Origin of the sequence: Streptomyces sp. NPDC050388, from assembly GCF_040655635.1 — a bacterium.
GTDB lineage: Bacteria > Actinomycetota > Actinomycetes > Streptomycetales > Streptomycetaceae > Streptomyces.
In genome coordinates this window covers 217,052-239,490 of record NZ_JBFAKH010000001.1, presented here as the reverse complement: position 1 = coordinate 239,490, position 22,439 = coordinate 217,052, and the positions used below count along the sequence as shown (strand labels likewise).

16 protein-coding genes and 1 pseudogene are annotated in these 22,439 nt (G+C 69.9%); 15 read left to right on the top strand and 2 right to left on the bottom strand.

Annotated elements, in window-relative coordinates; translation table 11 throughout:
* The first annotated feature begins 83 nt into the window (after window positions 1–83).
* Together AB0I73_RS01050 and clpX are read left to right on the top strand one after the other, a co-directional pair.
* Window positions 84–764 carry an ATP-dependent Clp protease proteolytic subunit gene (locus AB0I73_RS01050; RefSeq protein ID WP_109379097.1) on the top strand — a complete coding sequence of 227 codons (681 nt, stop codon included), beginning with the start codon at window positions 84–86 and terminating at the stop codon, window positions 762–764.
* Window positions 765–953: 189 nt separating this feature from the next.
* Complete coding sequence (gene clpX / locus AB0I73_RS01045) at window positions 954–2,240, top strand: ATP-dependent Clp protease ATP-binding subunit ClpX (RefSeq protein ID WP_363032433.1); 1,287 nt, start codon at window positions 954–956, stop codon at window positions 2,238–2,240.
* A 73-nt stretch (window positions 2,241–2,313) separates the two neighbouring features.
* Here clpX and AB0I73_RS01040 read toward each other — a convergent pair whose 3' ends face one another.
* On the bottom strand, window positions 2,314–3,252 hold the full coding sequence (locus AB0I73_RS01040) for a hypothetical protein (RefSeq protein WP_363032431.1): 939 nt from the start codon (window positions 3,250–3,252) through the stop codon (window positions 2,314–2,316).
* Between the two features lie 138 nt (window positions 3,253–3,390).
* Here AB0I73_RS01040 and AB0I73_RS01035 point away from each other — a divergent pair, with 138 nt between their 5' ends.
* The 11 genes and pseudogenes from AB0I73_RS01035 to AB0I73_RS00985 all read left to right on the top strand — a co-directional run bounded on the left by AB0I73_RS01035 (window position 3,391) and on the right by AB0I73_RS00985 (window position 19,060).
* A complete protein-coding gene (locus AB0I73_RS01035) occupies window positions 3,391–6,015 on the top strand; it encodes a valine--tRNA ligase (protein WP_363032429.1) in 2,625 nt (874 codons plus the stop codon).
* A 114-nt stretch (window positions 6,016–6,129) separates the two neighbouring features.
* Window positions 6,130–7,656, top strand: coding sequence for a folylpolyglutamate synthase/dihydrofolate synthase family protein (locus AB0I73_RS01030; RefSeq protein ID WP_363032427.1), 1,527 nt, complete (start codon window positions 6,130–6,132; stop codon window positions 7,654–7,656).
* A gap of 6 nt (window positions 7,657–7,662) precedes the next feature.
* Window positions 7,663–8,001, top strand: coding sequence for a DUF4233 domain-containing protein (locus AB0I73_RS01025; protein ID WP_363032425.1), 339 nt, complete (start codon window positions 7,663–7,665; stop codon window positions 7,999–8,001).
* Window positions 8,002–8,217: 216 nt separating this feature from the next.
* Complete coding sequence (gene ndk / locus AB0I73_RS01020) at window positions 8,218–8,631, top strand: nucleoside-diphosphate kinase (RefSeq protein ID WP_363032423.1); 414 nt, start codon at window positions 8,218–8,220, stop codon at window positions 8,629–8,631.
* Between the two features lie 318 nt (window positions 8,632–8,949).
* The gene (locus AB0I73_RS01015; RefSeq protein WP_109379091.1) at window positions 8,950–9,969 is read left to right on the top strand and encodes a rod shape-determining protein; all 1,020 of its coding nucleotides are present in this window, start codon (window positions 8,950–8,952) and stop codon (window positions 9,967–9,969) included.
* A gap of 230 nt (window positions 9,970–10,199) precedes the next feature.
* Window positions 10,200–11,141, top strand: coding sequence for a rod shape-determining protein MreC (mreC, locus tag AB0I73_RS01010; protein ID WP_363032421.1), 942 nt, complete (start codon window positions 10,200–10,202; stop codon window positions 11,139–11,141).
* A gap of 13 nt (window positions 11,142–11,154) precedes the next feature.
* Window positions 11,155–11,820 (top strand): rod shape-determining protein MreD, encoded by a 666-nt coding sequence (mreD, locus tag AB0I73_RS01005; protein WP_363032419.1) that lies wholly within the window; start codon window positions 11,155–11,157, stop codon window positions 11,818–11,820.
* A gap of 86 nt (window positions 11,821–11,906) precedes the next feature.
* Entirely contained in the window at window positions 11,907–14,192 is a 2,286-nt protein-coding gene (gene mrdA, locus AB0I73_RS01000; RefSeq protein ID WP_363032417.1) for a penicillin-binding protein 2, read from the top strand.
* Window positions 14,189–15,388 (top strand): annotated as a pseudogene (gene rodA, locus AB0I73_RS00995) (rod shape-determining protein RodA); the annotation flags it as partial. The gene mrdA and the pseudogene rodA, both read left to right, overlap by 4 nt.
* A 90-nt stretch (window positions 15,389–15,478) precedes the next feature.
* Window positions 15,479–17,035 (top strand): CYTH and CHAD domain-containing protein, encoded by a 1,557-nt coding sequence (locus tag AB0I73_RS00990; RefSeq protein WP_363032415.1) that lies wholly within the window; start codon window positions 15,479–15,481, stop codon window positions 17,033–17,035.
* 75 nt (window positions 17,036–17,110) lie between these two features.
* The gene (locus tag AB0I73_RS00985) at window positions 17,111–19,060 is read left to right on the top strand and encodes a TIGR03960 family B12-binding radical SAM protein (protein ID WP_363032413.1); all 1,950 of its coding nucleotides are present in this window, start codon (window positions 17,111–17,113) and stop codon (window positions 19,058–19,060) included.
* Window positions 19,061–19,188: 128 nt separating this feature from the next.
* Here the strand turns inward: AB0I73_RS00985 and AB0I73_RS00980 are convergent, their stop codons facing one another.
* Entirely contained in the window at window positions 19,189–20,118 is a 930-nt protein-coding gene (locus AB0I73_RS00980; protein WP_363032411.1) for an ion transporter, read from the bottom strand.
* Between the two features lie 171 nt (window positions 20,119–20,289).
* Between AB0I73_RS00980 and AB0I73_RS00975 the strand changes: the two genes are divergently transcribed.
* Window positions 20,290–21,378, top strand: coding sequence for a hypothetical protein (locus AB0I73_RS00975; RefSeq protein WP_363032409.1), 1,089 nt, complete (start codon window positions 20,290–20,292; stop codon window positions 21,376–21,378).
* Window positions 21,379–21,384: 6 nt separating this feature from the next.
* Entirely contained in the window at window positions 21,385–22,203 is an 819-nt protein-coding gene (locus AB0I73_RS00970) for a TIGR03936 family radical SAM-associated protein (RefSeq protein ID WP_363032601.1), read from the top strand.
* The last annotated feature ends 236 nt before the right edge of the window (window positions 22,204–22,439 follow it).

Below are 22,439 nucleotides of genomic sequence, written 5' to 3'. Positions count from 1 at the left end.
GACCCCCGTCGGACCCGCCCCAGGGTCCGACGGCAGCCCCAGCAGCCCCGGCCGACCGCCTCAGCCCCTTTCCAGGAGACACTGTGAACGACTTCCCCGGCAGCGGCCTGTACGACCGCGCCCGTGCCGAGTACACCGGCCCCGCGGCCGAGTCCCGCTACGTCATCCCGCGCTTCGTCGAGCGCACCTCCCAGGGCATCCGCGAGTACGACCCGTACGCGAAGCTCTTCGAGGAGCGCGTGATCTTCCTCGGCGTGCAGATCGACGACGCCTCCGCCAACGACGTCATGGCGCAGCTGCTGTGCCTGGAGTCGATGGACCCCGACCGGGACATCTCGGTCTACATCAACAGCCCCGGCGGCTCCTTCACCGCGCTCACGGCGATCTACGACACCATGCAGTACGTGAAGCCGGACATCCAGACGGTCTGCATGGGCCAGGCGGCCTCCGCCGCCGCCGTGCTGCTCGCCGCCGGTACGCCCGGCAAGCGCATGGCCCTGCCGAACGCGCGCGTGCTGATCCACCAGCCGTACAGCGAGACCGGCCGCGGCCAGGTCTCCGACCTGGAGATCGCCGCCAACGAGATCCTCCGGATGCGTTCGCAGCTGGAGGAGATGCTGGCCAAGCACTCCACCACGCCGGTCGAGAAGATCCGCGAGGACATCGAGCGGGACAAGATCCTCACGGCCGAGGACGCGCTGAGCTACGGTCTGATCGACCAGATCATCACCACCCGGAAGATGGACAACACCAGCCTGCGCTGACGCGTGGGATCCGGGAGGCTGTATTGTCTGCCGCTCCTTGGCATGGTCGCGGACGGTCCACGTCGAAGCGAACCGTGCCAAGGGGGGCCCGGACGGGGGGCCCGGCAAGGTACCGTCGGACATAAGGCAGCACCAGGAGTCGATGGACGTTGACGTCCAGGTGGCTCCCAGGCGAAGGGGAAGCACACCGTGGCACGCATCGGTGACGGCGGCGATCTGCTCAAGTGCTCGTTCTGCGGCAAGAGCCAGAAGCAGGTCAAGAAGCTCATCGCAGGGCCCGGTGTGTACATCTGCGACGAGTGCATCGACCTCTGCAACGAGATCATCGAGGAAGAGCTCGCCGAGAGCAGCGAGGTCCGCTGGGAGGAACTGCCCAAGCCCCGCGAGATCTACGAGTTCCTCGAGGGGTACGTGGTCGGCCAGGAATCGGCCAAGAAAGCTCTCTCCGTCGCGGTGTACAACCACTACAAGCGGGTCCAGGCGGGGGAGAACGGCGGCGCCCAAGGCCGCGAGGACGCCATCGAGTTGGCGAAGTCCAACATCCTGCTGCTGGGCCCCACCGGCTCCGGCAAGACCCTCCTCGCCCAGACCCTCGCCCGCATGCTGAACGTCCCGTTCGCGATCGCCGACGCCACCGCCCTCACCGAGGCCGGGTACGTCGGCGAGGACGTCGAGAACATCCTGCTCAAGCTGATCCAGGCCGCCGACTACGACGTCAAGAAGGCCGAGACCGGCATCATCTACATCGACGAGATCGACAAGGTCGCCCGCAAGAGCGAGAACCCGTCGATCACGCGCGACGTGAGCGGCGAGGGCGTCCAGCAGGCCCTGCTGAAGATCCTCGAGGGCACCACGGCGTCCGTCCCGCCGCAGGGCGGCCGCAAGCACCCGCACCAGGAGTTCATCCAGATCGACACGACGAACGTCCTGTTCATCGTGGGCGGCGCCTTCGCCGGCCTGGAGAAGATCATCGAGGGCCGCGCGGGCGCCAAGGGCATCGGCTTCGGCGCCACCATCCGCTCCAAGCGGGAACTGGAGTCCAAGGACCAGTTCGAGCAGGTCATGCCGGAGGACCTGGTCAAGTTCGGCATGATCCCCGAGTTCATCGGCCGGCTCCCGGTCATCACCTCGGTCCACAACCTCGACCGCGAGGCCCTGCTGCAGATCCTGGTCGAGCCGCGCAACGCGCTCGTCAAGCAGTACCAGCGCCTCTTCGAACTCGACGGCGTCGAGCTGGACTTCGAGCGCGAGGCGCTGGAAGCCATCGCCGACCAGGCCATCCTCCGCCAGACCGGCGCCCGCGGTCTGCGCGCGATCATGGAGGAAGTCCTCCAGGGCGTCATGTACGAGGTCCCGTCCCGCAAGGACGTCGCCCGGGTGGTCATCACCGCGGACGTGGTCCTCTCCAACGTCAACCCGACCCTGATCCCGCGCGACGCCCGCGGCCGCGGATCGGGCGAGCAGAAGACGGCGTAGCGGCAACAGCCGTCCCCGGCAAGGGTGAAGGGCCCCGGTCACTCGACCGGGGCCCTTCACGCGCTGCGTACCCCTACGCCGGGACGCGCACCTCGTTGCGGAGCTTCGTGGCGATGTCCGTGGCTGCGTCCTTCGTGATGTCCTTGGTGTTGTCACCGGGGGAGACCACCGCGACCGTGCTGTAGTCCGCCCAGATGCAGAACCAGTTGGTGGTGTCCTGCTGGGTGAGGTTGTTCTTGCCCTTGCCGGCTTGGCACTTCATGACCGCACCGTCGAGGTCGACCGCCTCGGGCTCGCCCACCAGCTCGGACAGGAGCGGGTTGTCCGAGCCCTTGCTCTTGCCGGTCTCCTTCTTGATGTTGGCGAAGAGCTTGTCCACGGCCGCCTCGGGGTCCTCGACCTCGCCGTAGGCGCCGAGGAACGTCACGCCCTTCGCCGTGAGCAGCTCTTCCTTGCTGGGCAGGTCGGCCGGGTCGGGGTTCTTGAGGTCGTACCGGCTGAAGTCGGCCGTCGAGTACTGGGCACCCACCGACCTGCCGTTCTTCACGCCGCCCTCGGCCAGGTCCTTCGTGGTGCTGGAGCTCGAGTCCTCGCCGCCCTCACCGACCCGCGTGTACTCGCCCATCACCTTCTCCGGCGCCGAGAGCTTGTGCGGGCCGTCGTCCTCCAGGCCGCCACCGCCCCCGCCGACCACGAAGTACACGCCGACACCGATCGCCACCACGACCGCCACCGCGCCGACGATCCAGCCGGCCTTCTTGGAGCCGCCGTCCGGTGCCGGGGGCTGCGGGGTGCCGTACGGTGCCTGGCCGTACGGGGGCTGCTGGGGCGGGACGCCCTGGCCGGGCGGGGGCGGGTAGCCGTAGCCGGGCTGGCCGGGCGGGGGCGCCTGCTGGGGGTAGCCGTAGCCGGGCTGCGGAGCCTGCGGCTGCTGGCCGTAGGGACCCGGCTGACCGTACGGTCCGGGCTGCTGGGGCTGCCCGCCGTACGGGCCCGGCTGGTTGTGGCTCATCTTCTGGGTTCCCCTCCAGATGTTTACGTGTCGTTGACATCCTGGCGCAGAGGGGAGACGAGCAAGCTGGCGGGGGGTGCACCGTTACAAAGGAATCGCGTTTCGGGACTGGGCCGTGACACCCGTAAACTGACGCTCGTGACCGAGAACACTCAGCAGCCGCAGCCAGCGTCCACCCCCGAACTGCCGACCCAGTACGCGCCGGCCGACGTAGAGGGGCCGCTGTACGAGCGCTGGGTGGAGCGGGGCTACTTCGAGGCCGACGCGAAGAGCGACAAGCCTCCGTACACGATCGTCATCCCGCCGCCGAACGTCACGGGCAGCCTGCACCTCGGGCACGCCTTCGAGCACACGATCATCGACACCCTCACCCGCCGTGCGCGCATGCAGGGGTACGAGACGCTGTGGCAGCCCGGCATGGACCACGCCGGCATCGCCACGCAGAACGTCGTCGAGCGGGAACTCGCCAAGGAGGGCAAGTCCCGGCACGACCTCGGCCGTGAGGCCTTCGTCGAGCGGGTCTGGCAGTGGAAGGGCGAGTCCGGCGGACAGATCTCCGGCCAGATGCGGCGCCTCGGTGACGGCGTCGCCTGGTCGCGTGAGCGCTTCACCATGGACGAGGGGCTGTCCAAGGCCGTCCAGACCATCTTCAAGCGGCTCCACGACGACGAGCTGATCTACCGCGCCGAGCGCATCATCAACTGGTGCCCGCGCTGCCTGACCGCGATCTCCGACATCGAGGTCGAGTACCAGGACGACGACGGCGAACTCGTCTCCATGAAGTACGGCGACGGGGACGAGACGATCGTCGTCGCCACGACCCGTGCCGAGACGATGCTCGGCGACACCGCCGTCGCCGTCCACCCCGACGACGAGCGGTACAAGCACCTGGTCGGCAAGCTCATCAAGCTGCCGCTGACCGACCGCTCCATCCCGGTCGTCGCCGACGAGCACGTCGATCCCGAGTTCGGCACCGGCGCCGTCAAGGTGACCCCGGCGCACGACCCGAACGACTTCGAGATCGGCCGGCGGCACGACCTGCCCGCCATCGCCGTCATGGACGAGCACGCCGTCATCACCGCCCACGGCCCCTTCCAGGGCCTGGACCGGCTCGAGGCCCGCTCCGCCATCGTCGGCGCGCTGCGCGCCGAGGGCAGGATCGTCGCCGAGAAGCGGCCGTACGTCCACAGCGTCGGCCACTGCTCGCGCTGCAAGACCACCATCGAGCCCCGGCTGTCCATGCAGTGGTGGGTCAAGGTCGGCCCGCTGGCCAAGGCCGCCGGTGACGCCGTCCGCGACGGCCGCGTCACCATCCACCCGCAGGAGATGGAGAAGCGCTACTTCGACTGGGTCGACAACCTGCACGACTGGTGCATCTCCCGCCAGCTGTGGTGGGGCCACCGCATCCCCGTCTGGTACGGGCCGGACGGCGAGGTCGTCTGCGTCGGGCCGGACGAGGAGCCGCCCAGCGGCGAGGGCTGGCACCAGGACACCGACGTCCTCGACACCTGGTTCTCCTCCGGCCTGTGGCCGTTCTCCACCCTGGGCTGGCCGGAACAGACGGAGTCGCTCGCGAAGTTCTACCCGAACTCCGTCCTGGTCACCGGCTACGACATCCTCTTCTTCTGGGTCGCACGGATGATGATGTTCGGCCTGTACGCGATGGACGGCACCCCGCCGTTCCGCACCATCGCCCTGCACGGCATGGTCCGCGACCAGTTCGGCAAGAAGATGTCGAAGTCCTTCGGCAACGCGGTCAACCCGCTGGACTGGATGGACAAGTACGGCAGCGACGCCCTGCGCTTCACCCTCGCGCGCGGCGCCAACCCGGGCGTCGACGTGCCGATCGGCGAGGACTGGGTCCAGGGCTCGCGCAACTTCGCCAACAAGATCTGGAACGCCACGCGCTTCGCGTTGATGAACGGCGCCACGGTCGAGGGTCCGCTGCCGGACGCCTCGAAGATGTCGTCCACCGACCGCTGGATCCTGTCCCGGCTGAACTCCGTCGTCGCCGAAGTCGACGCGCTCTACGACGACTTCCAGTTCGCCAAGCTGTCCGACGCGCTGTTCCACTTCGCCTGGGACGAGATCTTCGACTGGTACGTCGAGCTGTCCAAGACGACGTTCCAGGCGGGCGGCGAGCCGGCCGAGGTCAGCAAGCGGGTCCTCGGCGAGGTCCTCGACGTCACGCTGCGGCTGCTGCACCCGGTGGTCCCGTTCGTCACCGAGACGCTGTGGACGACGCTGACCGGCGGCGAGTCGGTCGTCATCGCGGACTGGCCCGAGGACAGTGGCTTCCGGGACGCCGACGCCGAGCGGGAGATCGAGACCCTCCAGTCGGTCATCACCGAGGTCCGCCGCTTCCGCGACAACCAGGGCCTGCAGCCCGGCCAGCGGGTCCCCGCCCGGCTGGCCCTGGAGGGGTCGGCCCTCGCCCCGCACGAGGCGGCGATCCGGCAGCTGCTCCGGCTGCAGCCGGAGGGTGACGCGTTCACCGCGACGGCGACCCTGCCGGTGGCGGGCGTCGAGGTCGCCCTGGACCTCTCCGGGGCGATCGACTTCGCGGCGGAGCGCAAGCGCCTCGCCAAGGACCTGGCCGCCGCGCAGAAGGAGCGCCAGCAGGCGGAGGCCAAGCTGGGCAACGAGGCGTTCCTGGCGAAGGCCCCCGACCACGTGGTCGACAAGATCCGTACGCGGCTGGCCAAGGCGGACGAGGACATCGCCCGCATCCAGACCCAGCTGGACCGGCTGCCCCCGGCGTAACCGCGGACCGCGGACCGCTCACAGCGACCGACGGCCCCCGGAGCCCGAGCACGGCTCCGGGGGCCGTCGGCTGCCGTGGGAGGGGACGCGGGCCGGGTACGTAGACTGGGCCCCGTGAGTGAGCTCCCCCCGAACGACAGTGAGCGGTCCGGCTCCGGTGACCCCCTCGACTCCTTCGAGGAGATCATCGAGGCCGAGACGGAACGAGACCCCGACCTCGCGGTGATCGAGGCCGGCAGCCGTACCCTGCGCACGCAGGGCGGCCCGCCGCAGGCCGAGGTGCCCGCGCGGCCGGCCGACCCCGAGGTCGACAAGGCGCTGCGGGAGGTCGAGGGGGAGCTGGCGTCCCGCTGGGGCGAGACCAAGCTGGAGCCCTCGGTCAGCCGTATCGCCGCGCTGATGGACGTGCTGGGCGAGCCGCAGCGCGCGTACCCCTCGATCCACATCACCGGCACCAACGGCAAGACGTCCACCGCCCGCATGATCGAGGCCCTCCTCGGCGCCTTCGAACTGCGCACGGGCCGGTACACCTCGCCGCACGTCCAGTCGGTCACCGAGCGGATCAGCCTCGACGGGGCGCCGATCTCCGCCGAGCGGTTCGTGGAGACGTACCAGGACATCAAGCCGTACATCGAGATGGTCGACTCCCAGCAGGAGTACCGGCTGTCCTTCTTCGAGGTGCTCACGGGCATGGCGTACGCGGCGTTCGCCGACGCGCCGGTGGACGTCGCCGTCGTCGAGGTCGGCATGGGCGGCACCTGGGACGCCACCAACGTGATCGACGGGAGCGTCGCCGTCGTGACGCCCGTGGACCTCGACCACACCGACCGGCTCGGCGCCACGCCCGCCGAGATCGCCACCGAGAAGGCCGGCGTCATCAAGCCGGACGCGACGGTGATCATGGCCCAGCAGCCGGTCGACGCGGCCCAGGTGCTGCTGAAGAAGGCCGTGGAGGTCGACGCGACGGTGGCTCGGGAAGGGCTCGAGTTCGGCGTCGTCGACCGGCAGATCGCCGTCGGCGGCCAGCAGGTGACCCTGCGCGGCCTCGGCGGGGAGTACCCCGACCTCTACCTGCCGCTGCACGGAGCCCACCAGGCGCACAACGCGGCCGTGGCGCTCGCCGCCGTGGAGGCGTTCTTCGGCGTCGGCGCCCAGCGGGCCGAACCGCTCGACCTCGACACCGTGCGGGGGGCCTTCGCCGCCGTCGCCTCACCGGGCCGGCTGGAGGTCGTACGCCGCTCGCCCACCGTCGTGCTGGACGCCGCCCACAACCCGGCGGGCGCGCGGGTCGTGGCCGTGGCGCTCGGGGAGGCGTTCCAGTTCAGCCGGCTGATCGGCGTGGTGGGCGCCAGCGGCGACAAGAACGTGCGCGGGCTGCTCGAGGCCTTCGAGCCGGTCTTCGCCGAGGTCGTCGTCACCCAGAACTCCAGTCACCGCGCGATGGACGTCGACGAACTGGCGGGGATCGCCGTCGAGGTATTCGGCGAGGACCGCGTCCAGGTCGAACCCCGGCTGCCCGACGCGCTGGAGGCCGCGATCACGCTGGCCGAGGAGGAGGGCGAGTTCACCGGCGGTGGTGTGCTCGTCACCGGTTCCGTCATCACCGTCGGCGAGGCCCGACTGCTCCTGGGGAGGGGCTGAGAAACCGTGCGTACGCTCTGCGCTTCGACCCTGATCAGCGAGGTCCTCGTCATCGGCTTCGCCGGACTGGTCGCGATGAAGGACCCGGACCTCTCCGTCGCCACCGTGTGGACGGTGTGCGGCATCGCCATGTTCCTGTGCGTGGCGCTGTGCGGGATGATCACCCGGCCCGGCGGCCTCATCCTCGGCTGGGCCCTGCAGCTCGCCCTGCTCGCCTCCGGCTTCTTCGTCCCGACGATGTTCTTCCTGGGCGCGCTGTTCGCGGTGCTGTGGTGGGCCTCGGTGCACTACGGGCGGAAGATCGACGAGGCGAAGGCCCGGTTCGCCGCGCAACAGTCGGCGTAGCAGGTGTTGTCGGTGCCGGGTGCCTCACGGTGCTCGGCACCCGTTCCCTCTCCACCGACGCGGAGACGACCCCGGCCTGCCCTTGTACCCGGCGTACTGCTGCTCGTGCTCCCCGCGGTAGCGGGGCTGTCGGACGGGGTCCAGGTGCCGACCCAGCCGCCCCACCGGGTAGCCTCGGGCTCATCCGACTTCCTGGCCTGCAAGGAGCCGCACACCATGACCCAGCGCACCCTCGTCCTCCTGAAGCCGGACACCGTCCGCCGCTCACTGGTCGGCGAGATCATCAGCCGTATCGAGCGCAAGGCGGGCTGGCGGATCACCGCGCTGGAGCTGCGCACCCTGGACCGTGCCACTCTGGAGCAGCACTACGAGGAGCACGTCGGCCGCCCGTTCTACGAGCCGCTGGTGGAGTTCATGGCCTCCGGTCCGGTCGTGGCGATGATCGTCGAGGGTGAGCGGGTCATCGAGGGAGTGCGCCAACTGGCCGGTCCGACCGACCCGGTCGCCGCGGCCCCGGGATCGATCCGCGGCGACTTCGGCGTGATCGTCCGGGAGAACCTGATCCACGCCTCCGACTCCGAGGAGTCCGCCGAGCGCGAGGTGAAGATCTTCTTCCCCGGCCAGGCGTGACGTCCCGCCCACCGAGACCGCGCATAACAATCGCATAGCGGCCGTGCGCCGCGCTTCGGCCGTCCGGCGGCTGGTCTGGGGGCTTTGCCCCCAGACCTTTTTGACATATGCGCGGCGTTCGGGGGAACGCATGCCCCCGATGGCCCGTCTCCACAAGCAACCGGACCCGCCATCTGCTGACAATGGCGAAGACCCTCGCGCAGTGTTCGCGAAGGCGCGTCTACGATGGAAGCCTTCGCGTCACCGTACCCACCTCGCCGACCTGAAAAGCCCTCAAAAGCCAGTGGGAAGGCCAGACGAATCCTCATGGGGAACTCTATGTCGTTCATCGGCCGTGACATGGCTGTCGACCTCGGGACCGCCAACACGCTGGTGTACGTGAGAGGTCGCGGAATCGTACTCAACGAGCCGTCCGTCGTCGCGATCAACACCAATACCGGTGGCATCCTCGCGGTCGGGGCCGAGGCGAAGAAGATGATCGGGCGCACCCCCGGCAACATCGTTGCCGTACGTCCGCTGAAGGACGGCGTCATCGCCGACTTCGAGATCACCGAGCGGATGCTCCGCTACTTCATCCTGAAGATCCACAAGCGGCGTTACCTGGCCCGTCCGCGGGTCGTCGTCTGTGTCCCCTCGGGCATCACCGGCGTCGAGCGCCGTGCCGTCATCGAGGCGTCGTCCCAGGCCGGCGCCCGCCAGGTGCACATCATCGAGGAGCCCATGGCCGCCGCCATCGGCTCCGGCCTGCCGGTCCACGAGGCCACGGGCAACATGGTGGTGGACATCGGCGGCGGCACCACGGAGGTCGCGGTCATCTCCCTCGGCGGCATCGTCACCGCCCAGTCCATCCGGGTCGCGGGCGACGAACTGGACAACGCGATCATCCAGCACATCAAGAAGGAGTACTCCCTCCTGCTGGGTGAGCGCTCGGCCGAGCAGATCAAGCTCACGATCGGCTCGGCGTACGACCTCGACTCCGACGAACACACCGAGATCCGTGGCCGGGACCTGGTCTCCGGGCTGCCCAAGACCGTGGTCATCTCCGCCGACGAGGTGCGCAAGGCGATCGAGGAGCCGGTCAACGCCATCGTGGACGCCGTCAAGACCACCCTGGACAAGTGCCCGCCGGAGCTGTCCGGCGACATCATGGACCGGGGCATCGTGCTGACCGGCGGCGGAGCGCTGCTGCGCGGTCTGGACGAGCGGCTGCGCCGCGAGACGGGCATGCCCATCCACATCGCCGAGGACCCGCTGGACAGCGTGGCGCTCGGCTCCGGAAAGTGCGTCGAGGAGTTCGAGGCGCTCCAGCAGGTGCTGGACGCCCAGCCGCGCAGATGACGCGGCTCTTCGATTCCGCCGTACGGGACGATCTCCCCTCGTACGGCGGATCGTTGATATAGAGACATAAGCTGACCCCCCCGTAGTTTCCCGGCCCGTGGATCTGCAGAACCGTGGATCTGTAGATCGTCAGATCCGCGGTTCCCGTAATTCCCCACAATTTCCGACCACTTCGGTACCACCCCCGTTTTCGCTACCCGTTCTCGACGAGGAAGGCACGGCCGTCGCACGTGAGGGACACACGAGAGAGCCGGCTGCTCCTGGTGCTGCTGATCACCACCGCTTTCGCACTGATCACGGTGGACATCCGCGGCGGAGAGGATTCACCGGTCGACGGTGCCCGGCAGGCCGCGGCGACGGTCTTCGGTCCGATCGAGAACGGAGTGGCCGGCGTGGTCGGCCCGATCGGCAACGCCGTCTCCGCGGTCCGCGACTCCGGTGACCGGTACGACCGGCTCGCCGAACTGGAGCGGGAGAACGCCGCGCTCAAGGCCGAACTCGGCAGCGAGGACCGCAACCGCAGCAGAGCCAAGCAGCTCGACAAGTTGCTGAAGGTCGCCGGCCAGGGCCAGTACGGCATCAAGGGAGCCCAGGTCATCGCCATAGGAGCGGCCCAGGGCTTCTCCTGGACCATCACCATCGACGTCGGCGCCGACGACGGCGTCAAGCGCGACATGACCGTCCTCAACGGCGACGGACTCGTCGGCCGGGTCACCACCGTCGGTCCGAACACCGCCACCGTGCTGCTCGCCAGCGACCCCGACTTCACCGTGGGCACCCGCATGGAGGCCGGTGACGAACTCGGCTTCGCCTCCGGCCAGGGCGACCGGCCCCTGCGCGTCGAACTCCTCAACGGCAAGGCCGAGATCAAGAAGGGCGACCGGCTGGTCACCTTCGGCTCACAGGCCGACAAGCCGTTCGTGCCCGGAGTCCCCGTCGGCACCGTCTCCCGCGTCGACCCCTCCGGCGGTGACCTCACCCGCACCCTCTACGTCACGCCGTTCGTCGGCTTCACCAAGCTCGACGTCGTCGGTGTGGTCGTCCAGGCCCCCGAGAAGGACCCGCGGGACACGGTGCTGCCCGAGAAACCGAAGCCCACGCCCACGCCGACCGTCACGGTGACCGTCACCCCGTCAGCCCCGGCCGGCGGCCAGGACCAGCAAGAGCAGTAGGAGCTGTCACCCCATGCGCGTCAACCGGATCCTGCTCTCCAGCTCACTGGTCGTCGTGGCCCTGGTGATCCAGGTGAGCGTCCTCGCCCGTCTCCATCTCCCGGGCGCCGTCCCCGACCTGCTCCTCCTGACGGTCCTCGGCCTCGCCCTGGTCTACGGCCATGTCGGCGGCTCCCTCGTCGGCTTCGCCGCCGGACTCCTCGCCGACCTGGCCCCGCCCGCCGACCACGCCGTCGGCCGCTACGCCCTCGTGCTGTGCGTCGTCGGCTACCTCGCCGGGCTGGTCAAGCCCGAGAGCGGCCAGGTGAGATCGGCGACCGGCCCGATGGCCGTGGTGGTCGCCGCGGCCATCGGCACCACCCTGCTCTACGCCGGTGTCGGCGCCCTCGTCGGCGACACCGCGGCCCGCAACGTCGGCCTCGGCGGACTGCTCCTCAGCGCCGCCCTGTACGACCTGCTGCTCGCCCCCTTCGTCGTCCCCGGGGTCATGGCCCTGGCCCGGCGCACCGAGAACGATCCACTCGCCGAGAACAGCTCCGCCAAGTCCAATGACGTCGCCTCCGGCTGGAGCTCGGGCGGCACCGGGCTGCGCGTCGGCGCCCAGCGGGGCCTGAGGGCGAAGGCGGCGCGGGCGCGGGTGGCGCGGGCCGGCCGCATCAAGGGGGTAAAGCGCCTGTGACACCGCAGAACCTCACCGAGGGGGAGGAAACCGCGTGACCTCCCACCCGTCTCCCACCACCACCCTCAACGGAATGGGCTGCGCCCATGACTAACATCCCCGAGACCGGGCGCAGCCCACGGGTCCAGATCCGGCTCGTCGTCATCCAGGTCCTCGTCCTCTCCCTCCTCGGCACCCTCGGCGGGCGCCTGTGGTACCTCCAGATCCGCGAGGGCGCCGAGTACGCGAAGAAGGCCTCCGGCAACCACGTGCAGCAGGTCGTCCAGCCCGCGGTCCGCGGCTCCATCCTGGACGCCCGCGGAGTGGCCCTCGCCGACAACGAGACCCGGCTGGTCGTCTCCGCCTCCCGCACCGAACTCCTGAAGATGCGGGACGACGGCAAGGCCGTCCTCACCAAGCTCGCCGGCGTCCTCGGCATGCCCACCAAGGAGGTCACGGAGAAGGTCCGGCTGTGTGACGCCAAGACCCCCCAGCCCTGCTGGAACGGATCGCCGTACCAGCCCATCCCCATCACCGACGAGGCCACCGCCAAGCAGGCCCTGCAGATCCGCGAGCGTGCCGAGGACTTCCCCGGCATCATCGCCGAGCCCCAGGCCGTACGCCGGTACGCGGCCCCCGGGCAGGCCAACACCGCCCAGGTCCTCGGCTACCTCTCGCCCGTCACCGACGAGGAACTCCAGGAGGCCCAGGACACCGACTCGCCCTACCTGCGCTCCGACCAGGTCGGCCGTTCCGGCCTGGAACGCGAGTACGACAAGCAGTTGCGCGGCAAGGCGGGCGTCACCCGGTACGAGGTCGACAACCTCGGCCGCGTCATCGGCGAGGCCCAGGCCGACCCCGCCCAGCCCGGCGCCAACCTCGTCACCAGCATCGACGCCCGCGTCCAGCGGGTCGCCGAGTACGAGCTGAACGAGGCGATGAAGCAGGCCCGCAAGGAGATGGACCGCAACACCAACCGCCTCTACGAGGCCGACTCCGGGGCCATCGTCGTCATGGAGGCCAAGACCGGCCGCGTCGTCGCCATGGCCTCCAACCCGAGCTACGACCCCAACGCCTGGGTGGGCGGCATCTCCGGCAAGGACTACGCCAAGCTCACCGGGAAGAAGTCCAACTACCCGCTGCTGAACCGCGCCATCCAGGGCGTGTCGGCACCCGGCTCCATCTTCAAGGTCATCCCGACGGCCGCCGCGATCAACGCCGGCTACTCCTTCGAAGGCCCCTACGAGTGCTCCAGCTCGTACTCCATCGGCGGCCAGGTCTTCAAGAACTTCGAATCCCAGAACCACGGCGCGATCAGCCTCGGCCGGGCCCTCGAGGTCTCCTGCGACACCGTCTTCTACCGGCTCGCCCACGAGGAGTGGAAGCGCGACGGCGGCAACAAGCCGAAGAAGAACGCCAAGGACTGGTTCTACAAGACCTCCCACCAATTCGGCCTCGGTGAGCTGACCGGCATCGACCTGCCCAACGAGGTCACCGGCCGCGTCCCCGACCGCCAGTGGAAGGCCGACTACTGGAAGGCCAACAAGGACGCCTGGTGCAAGTCCGGCAAGAAGGACGGCAGCTACGTCGAGCGCATCGCCTACGAGAACTGCCTCGAAGGCAACCGACTGCGCGCCGGTGACTCCGTCAACTACTCCATCGGCCAGGGCGACACCCTCGTCACCCCCATCCAGATGGCCGCCGTCTACGCGGCCCTCTCCAACGGCGGCACCCTCTACCACCCCACCGTCGGCAAGGCCGTCATCAGCCCCGACGGCAAGCAGGTCACGGAGATCGAGCCCAAGGCGCACGGCAAGCTGCCGGTGACGAAGAAGACCCTCAACGCCATAGACGGAGCCCTCGAGGGAGTCGCCACCCGCGGTACGGCGGCCTGGCGGTTCGGCGGCTGGCCGCAGGACGAGATCCCGATGCACGCCAAGACCGGTACCGCCGAGGTCCACGGCAAGCAGACCACCTCGTGGTTCGCGACCTACACCAAGGACTACTCGATCGTCATGACGATCTCCCAGGGCGGCACCGGCTCCGGCGCCTCGGGCCCCGCCGTGCGCAACGTCTACAACGCGCTGTACGGCGTCTCCCCGGACGGCGAGATCGACAAGAAGAAGGCACTGCTGCCCACCCCGCAGAAGACGCTGCCCAAGGTCAGGACGGACGGCACCATCATCTCCCCGAAGATCTCCAAGGACCCCGCCAAGGACCTGCGGACCACCGAGGAGGCCGGGACCGAGGAGGGCGGGACGACGCCCGACGGCCAGGACCAGGGCGCGACCGTGAACACACCCCCGCCGGCCAACCGCGACACCCGCCGCCGAGACGCACGACGGAGCGCCGGCCGGGCGCGCCGCACAGCAGACCGGAGGACGGCGCCATGACCGGCGGAGTCAACAGCTTCCACGTCTCCGGCTACGGACCCGAGCGGGCCGGCTGGACGCGGCTCCTCGCCCGCGACTCCCCGGCCCGGCGACTCGACTGGCCGATACTGCTGTCGGCGATCGCCCTGTCGCTGCTCGGCTCCCTCCTGGTCTACTCGGCGACCCGCAACCGCACCGAGCTCAACCAGGGCGACCCGTACTACTTCCTGGTCCGGCACTGGCTGAACACCGGCATCGGCCTGGCCCTGATGATCGCCATGCTCTGGCTCGGCCACCGCGCACTGCGCACCGCCGTACCGGTCCTCTACGGCGCCTCGGTCTTCCTGATCCTGCTGGTGCTCACCCCGCTGGGCTCCACCATCAACGGCGCCCACTCCTGGATCAAGCTCGGCGGAGGCTTCTCGCTCCAGCCCTCGGAGTTCGTGAAGCTCACCATCATCCTGGGCATGGCCATGCTGCTCGCGGCCCGGGTCGACGCCGGCGACAAGCCCTACCCCGACCACCGCACGGTCCTCCAGGCCCTGGGGCTGGCCGTCGTCCCCATGCTGATCGTGATGCTGATGCCCGACCTCGGCTCGGTCATGGTCATGGTCGTCATCGTGCTCGGCGTACTGCTCGCCTCCGGCGCCTCCAACCGGTGGATCTTCGGCCTGATCGGCGCCGGAGCCGTCGGCGCCGTCACCGTCTGGCAGCTCGGAGTCCTCGACGAGTACCAGATCAACCGTTTCGCAGCCTTCGCCAACCCCGAACTCGACCCCGCCGGCGTCGGCTACAACACCAACCAGGCCCGCATCGCCATCGGCTCCGGCGGCCTCACCGGCTCCGGCCTCTTCGAAGGCTCGCAGACCACCGGCCAGTTCGTGCCCGAGCAGCAGACCGACTTCGTCTTCACCGTCGCCGGGGAGGAACTCGGCTTCATCGGCGGCGGGCTCATCATCGTCCTGCTCGGCGTCATCCTGTGGCGCGCCTGCCGCATCGCCCGCGACACCACCGACCTGTACGGCACCATCGTCGCCGCCGGCATCGTCGCCTGGTTCGCCTTCCAGACCTTCGAGAACATCGGCATGACCCTCGGCATCATGCCGGTCACCGGCCTGCCCCTGCCCTTCGTGTCCTACGGCGGCTCGTCGATGTTCGCGGTGTGGCTGGCCGTGGGACTCCTGCAGTCGATCAGACTGCAACGCCCGCTGTCCGCGAGCGTGTCCGGCCGTACGACCGGCGCGGACCGGCCCCGCCGTTCCGCACCGGTCACGACTAGATTCAGGTCTGGCGGATAGGTTCAGTTCATGGCGGACACCACACGTGAAATCGAGCGAAAGTACGAGTCCGGCGACAGCCGACTCCCCGACCTGACCGGCGTCCCCGGCGTGGCGTCCCTCGTCGACCAGGGCGTCGTCCACCTCGACGCCACCTACTACGACACCGCCGACCACCGCCTCGCCGCCGCCTCCCTCACCCTGCGCCGCCGCACCGGAGGCTCCGACGCCGGCTGGCACCTGAAGTTCCCCGTCGCCCCCGGAGTGCGCGACGAGATCCGCGCCCCGCTCTCCGACACCGTCCCGGAGGACCTCGCCCGGCTCGTCCGCTCCCGCGTCCGCGGCGCCGCACTGAGCCCCGTGGTCCGGCTGCGCTCCGACCGCGACGTACGCCACCTCCTCGACGCCACCGGCCGGCTCCTCGCCGAGATCAGCGTCGACACCGTGCACGCCGAACGCCTCACCGGCGACGGCACCGCCCAGTGGACCGAGATCGAGGTCGAACTCGCCGACGACGGCGACCCCGCCTTCCTCGACAAGGTCGACAAACGGCTCCGCAAGGCGGGCCTGCGCCCCTCGAAGGCGCCCTCCAAGCTCGCCAGGGCCCTCGCCGAGACGGCACCCCCCACGCACACGCCCGAGGCCGCCCCCGCACCCGCGGCCGCCCCGGCCGCGGCACCGAAGCGCAAGCACCGCAGCCGGCCGGTGGGGAAACCCGTCACCGCCGGCGACCACGTCCTCGCCTACGTCCGCGCCCAGCGGGACGCCCTCGTCGAACTCGACCCCGCCGTACGCCAGGACGTACCCGACTCCGTGCACCGCATGCGCGTCGCCACCCGCCGCCTGCGCAGCACCTTCCGCTCCTTCCGCAACGTCCTCGACCGGAAGACCACCGACCCCGTCGGCGTCGACCTGAAATGGCTGGCCGGAGAGCTCGGCCTGGACCGCGACCAGGAAGTCCTCGCCGAGCGCCTCATCACGGCCCTGGACGACCTGCCCGACGCCCTCGTCCACGGCCCCGTGCGCGACAGGCTGACCACCTGGTCCGAGACCGGCCACCGCGGAGCCCACGGCAAGGTCACCGGAGTCCTCGACTCCCGCCGCTACCTCACCCTGCTCGACACCCTCGACGCCCTGCTGGCCGACCCGCCCCTGCGGAAGAAGGCCGCGGCCGGCCCGGACAAGGTGCTCACCAAGGCCGTGAGCAAGGACCTCGACAAGCTGTCCGGCCTCGTCACCCGGGCCCTGGACCTCCCGCCCGGCCACGAACGCGACCTCGCCCTGCACGAGGCCCGCAAGAAGACCAAGCGCACCCGCTACGCCGCCGAGGCCGCCACCCCGGCCCTCGACGACCCCGCCGAGGACCTGGTCAAGAGCATGAAGTCGCTCCAGGGCCTGCTCGGCGACCACCAGGACAGCGTCATGGCCCGCAAGACCCTGCGCGAACTCGCCGCCGTCGCCCACGCGGCCGGGGAGAGCGACTTCACGTACGGGGTGCTGTACGGACGTGAGGAACGGCGCGCGGAGATCACCGAGAACGCCCTCCCGGAAACCTGGAAGCCGATCAGAAAATCCGCCGCCTTCTGAAGCGGTTAGGCTGGATGGTCACCCGCCCCCAGCCTCCGGCCGGGGAGCCCCAGCCAGCACACGAAGGTTCCCGAGATGCCTGCCGAAGCCGCCGTGGCCGCCGACTCTGTGTTCCCGCAGCTCGAAGCTTTGCTCCCGCATGTGCAGAAGCCGATCCAGTACGTGGGCGGAGAGCTCAACTCCACGGTCAAGCCTTGGGACAGCTGTGATGTCCGCTGGGCCCTCATGTACCCCGACGCGTACGAGGTCGGACTGCCCAACCAGGGCGTCATGATCCTCTACGAGGTGCTCAACGAACAGGACGGCGTCCTCGCCGAGCGCACCTACAGCGTCTGGCCGGACCTGGAGGAACTGATGCGGGAGCACGCCGTCCCGCAGTTCACGGTCGACAGCCACCGCCCGGTCAAGGCCTTCGACGTGTTCGGCCTGAGCTTCTCCACGGAGCTCGGCTACACCAACATGCTCACCGCCCTGGACCTGTCCGGCATCCCGCTCGAGGCCAAGGACCGCGGCCCGGACGACCCGATCGTCGTGGCCGGCGGCCACGCCGCCTTCAACCCCGAGCCGATCGCCGACTTCATCGACTGCGCCGTCATCGGCGACGGCGAGCAGGCCGTCCTCGAGGTCACCCGGATCATCCGCGCCTGGAAGGAGGAGGGCCGCCCCGGCGGCCGCGAGGAACTCCTCTACCGCCTGGCCCGGACCGGCGGCGTGTACGTCCCGGCCTTCTACGACGTCGAGTACCTTCCCGACGGCCGGATCGCCCGCGTCGTACCGAACAAGTCGGGCGTCCCGTGGCGCGTCTCCAAGCACACGGTGATGGACCTCGACGAGTGGCCCTACCCCAAGCAGCCCCTCGTCCCGCTCGCCGAGACGGTCCACGAGCGCATGTCGGTGGAGATCTTCCGCGGCTGCACCCGCGGCTGCCGCTTCTGCCAGGCCGGCATGATCACCCGTCCGGTGCGCGAGCGCTCCATCACGGGCATCGGCGACATGGTCGAGAAGGGCCTGAAGGCCACCGGCTTCGAAGAGGTCGGTCTGCTCTCCCTCTCCTCCGCCGACCACTCGGAGATCGGCGACATCGCCAAGGGCCTCGCCGACCGCTACGAAGAGGACAAGATCGGCCTCTCCCTCCCCTCCACCCGCGTCGACGCCTTCAACGTCGACCTGGCCAACGAACTGACCCGCAACGGCCGCCGCTCCGGCCTGACCTTCGCCCCCGAGGGCGGCTCGGAGCGCATGCGCAAGGTCATCAACAAGATGGTCTCGGAGGACGACCTGATCAGGACCGTCGCCACGGCCTACGGCAACGGCTGGCGCCAGGTCAAGCTCTACTTCATGTGCGGCCTGCCCACCGAGACCGACGACGACGTCCTCCAGATCGCCGACATGGCGATGAACGTCATCCAGAAGGGCCGCGAGGTCTCCGGCTCGGGCGACATCCGCTGCACGGTCTCCATCGGCGGCTTCGTCCCCAAGCCGCACACCCCCTTCCAGTGGGCACCGCAGCTGTCGGCCGAGGAGACGGACGCCCGCCTGACCAAGCTGCGCGACAAGATCCGCGGCGACAAGAAGTACGGCCGCTCCATCGGCTTCCGCTACCACGACGGCAAGCCCGGCATCGTCGAAGGCCTCCTCTCCCGCGGCGACCGCCGCGTCGGCGCGGTCATCCGCGCGGTCTACGAGGACGGCGGCCGCTTCGACGGCTGGCGCGAGCACTTCTCCTACGACCGCTGGATGGGCTGCGCCGACAAGGCCCTGGCGCAGTACGGCGTGGACGTCGACTGGTACACCACCCGCGAACGCTCCTACGAGGAGGTCCTCCCCTGGGACCACCTCGACTCCGGCCTCGACAAGGACTGGCTCTGGGAGGACTGGCAGGACGCCCTCGACGAGACGGAGGTCGAGGACTGCCGCTGGACCCCCTGCTTCGACTGCGGGGTGTGCCCTCAGATGGACACCAATATTCAAATCGGACCAACTGGTAAGAAGCTGCTGCCTCTGACGGTGAAGAACACGGCCTGACCGTGCGGCACATGGCGCCCGCTTCCCGCGGTGCTTCGTCCTGAGCCGTCGTCCCGGGATGTTCGGTGGGCCCACTCCGGAACACGGAGTGGGCCCACCGGCGTTCGCGGCCTGCGACGGGGGCGGTGTTACGACCGGGCCGTGTCAGGGGTGGGTGCGGGGGTCGGCTCGGGTTGGTGGGGGGTGAGGAGGGGCGGGAGGACGGCTTCCAGGTCGTCCAGGGCCTTTCTGGCGATGGCGATGCGGGTGCGCAGGTCCACGGCGGGGTCCGGAGCGAGGGCCGGGACGGGGACCTCGGGGGAGTGTTCGCGTTCCAGTTCGCGGGCTTCCTCCAGGGAGCTGATGACGACCCCGATGAGGACGTTGACCAGGACGAACGAGGCGAACAGTACGTAGGAGGCGTAGTAGACGATGCTCCAGCGGGAGATCTCCAGGCCCGCGTGGACGGCGTCACCGAGGCCGTCCAGGGTCATCAGCAGGAAGAGGGTGAGGGCGGCGCGGCCGATGGAGCCGAACTGGCCGGGGTCCGCCTCGCCGAAGAAGACCCAGCCGACCATGGCGTAGACGTAGAGCAGGAGCGCGCCCACCAGGAGGAAGCTGACGGTGCCCGGCAGGCTGCGGGCCACCGCGACGAAGACGATCCGCAGCTGGGGGAGGAAGCGGGCGGTGCGCAGGACGCGGGAGAGGCGCAGGAGCCGCAGAACGGTGGTGTTCTCGCGGACGAGGGGCAGGAAGGCGCAGACGACGACGGCCAGGTCGAAGAGGTTCCAGGGGTCGCGGAAGAAGTCGCGGGGGCGGTCCGCGTGGGCGCAGGCGCGCAGGGCTATCTCGACGGTGAAGGCGGCGAGGCAGAGGTGCTCGGCGAGGCGTAACCCGTGGTGCCAGTCCCTGGAGAGTCCGCTGTAGGTCTCGGCTCCCAGCAGGGCCGCGTTGGTGAGGATCAGGATGAAGACGGTGAGGGCGAACCAGCGGGCTTCGGTGACGGTGCGGGCTCTCTCCGCCAAGGCGTGACGGAGGGGCCGGGGGGTGGCGCCCGGGAGGGCAGGGTGGTCGTTCACGTGCTTGTATCTACTCCTTCGTGCTGCGCGTCATGCCCGCCGTTCGAAGGAGCCGGCGGATCGTGCAGCGGTGACACTTCCGGGCAGATTTCTACAGCACTGTAGATGTGGGGATTCCCGCCGGTGTGCGGTCGACGCATCCGAATGTTCCGCAGGGGCGTCCTCATCCGTATGGAGCAGGGGAAGACGGGTGTCGAGCGGCCGGTGGCGCCCGCGGGTGAGGGGTGTCTGGTCACGGCGGTTCGCCTGCCGGTACGGATCGTCGTGTTCGTCCTGGTGCTGCCGGTGCGGATGGCGTGGGACGGGTGCGTTGCCGCCGTGCGGTGGCTGGACCGTGCCGTGTTCCGGCCGCTCGGGCGGGCGCTGTGGTGGGTAGGGCGAGCGGTCTTCGTGTGGCCGCTGGTGGGGCTGTGGCGGTACGGCCTCGTGCCGCTCGGCAAGGTGCTCGCCCGGCTCGGGAACCTGGTGGTCGTCGTTCCCGCCGGGTGGCTGTACCGGTATGTGCTCGTGCCGCTCGGGCACGCGCTGGTGTGGCTGTACGGGCGGGTGCTGGCGCCCTTCGGGCACGGTGTGATGTGGGTGCTGCGCGGGATCGCGGCCGTGTCGGCCGCGATCGGGCGCGGGGTGTTCGCGGTCCTCGCCCGGCTCACGCGGTACCTGGTCGTCGTGCCCTGCGCGTGGCTGTACAGGTGGGTGCTCACACCCGTCGGACAGGCCGTCACCTGGTGCGTGATGGGACTGGTGCGGCTGGCGGGCATGCTCGTCACCGGTATCGGTACGGGGCTGTACTGGATCACCCGGGTCCTGTTCGTGCTGCCCCTGCTCGCCGTGTGGCGCTGGGTTCTGGTGCCGGTCGGGCGGGTGCTCGCCGTCGTCGCGCGGGAGATCGGCACCGCCCTCGGGCATGCCTGGCGGGTCGCCGGGCACGTCTCGCTCGCGGTGGGGCGGTTCCTGGGCGCCCTGGTGCGGTGGATCGTCGTGGAGCCCGCGCGGTGGATGTACACGCGTGTGCTGACACCGGTGGGGCACAGGGTGCGGGACGCAGTGCTGCGGCCCGCCGCCGAGGCCGGGCGCGCCGTGGGAAGGGCCGTACGGCAGTCCCTCGCCGCCGCCCGCGCGTCGGTGCGGCGGGCCCGTGCCGACATCCGCCGGATGTTCCTCGGAGAGCAGGGGGAGCCGGTGCCCGCGGACCGACGGGAACCTATCGGCGGTGAGGCGCGTACTCTTGGGAGCAGTACAACCGCTCTCACGAAGGACTGAACGACACTGGGCAAGCGACAGCCCGAAGGTCCGCCGCCCGCACCCGCGGTACAGCGCATTCGACTGCGCTACACCAAGCGCGGCCGCCTCCGGTTCACCAGCCACCGTGACTTCCAGCGTGCCTTCGAGCGCGCGTTGCGCCGTGCCGAGGTGCCGATGGCGTACTCGGCGGGGTTCACGCCGCACCCGAAGGTGTCGTACGCCAATGCCGCACCCACCGGCACGGGCAGTGAGGCGGAGTACCTGGAGATCGCGCTCACCCGGGCGCGGGATCCGGAGCGGATCAGAGCCCTCCTCGACGAGTCGCTGCCCCCCGGGCTCGACATCATCGAGGCGGCCGAGGCCCGCACCTCGGGGCTCGCCGACCGGCTCACGGCCTCGGTGTGGGAGTTGCGGCTGGCCGGTGTCGACCGCGAGGAGGCCCGCCGAGCGGTGGACGCCTTCAACGCGGCCGGTACCGTCGAGGTGCAGCGCCGGACGAAGAACGGGGTGCGTACGTTCGACACCCGTTCCGCGGTCGTGGCTCTGGAAAGCCCGGAAACGCCCCCTTCGTCGGCTGATAGGCCGACCGACCAGCCCTGTGCGATACTGCGGCTGGTTGTTCGGCACGTGACGCCTGCCGTTCGACCCGACGACGTCCTGTCCGGTCTCCGCGCCGTGGCCGATCTGGCGCCGCCGGTCCCCGCAGCGGTGACCAGGCTGGCGCAGGGGCTGCTCGATGAAGAGACCGGCACGGTGACCGACCCGCTCGCGCCCGACCGCGAGGCAGCAGCGACCGAGCCGCATCCGGCCGGTGCCACTGCCACCGCGACGGCGCCGGTGTAAGGGAGGTCCCGCGTAGGGACGGACGTCGTAGCGCCGCCCTCGTACCTCGGGAGCCACCTGGGTCGGGCAGCGCACCGATCACAAGACTTTCGCCAGGCCGTGCGCATTCGGTGTACGGAACCGGTGAGACAGGACACAGAGAGTTCCCGTGCGGCGCCCGCGCCCCGGACGGCGGCAACCGCGCTTCGCGCGAGCCGCGGACGTCACCGGCATCGCCGGACCGGGTGCGGCGCCCG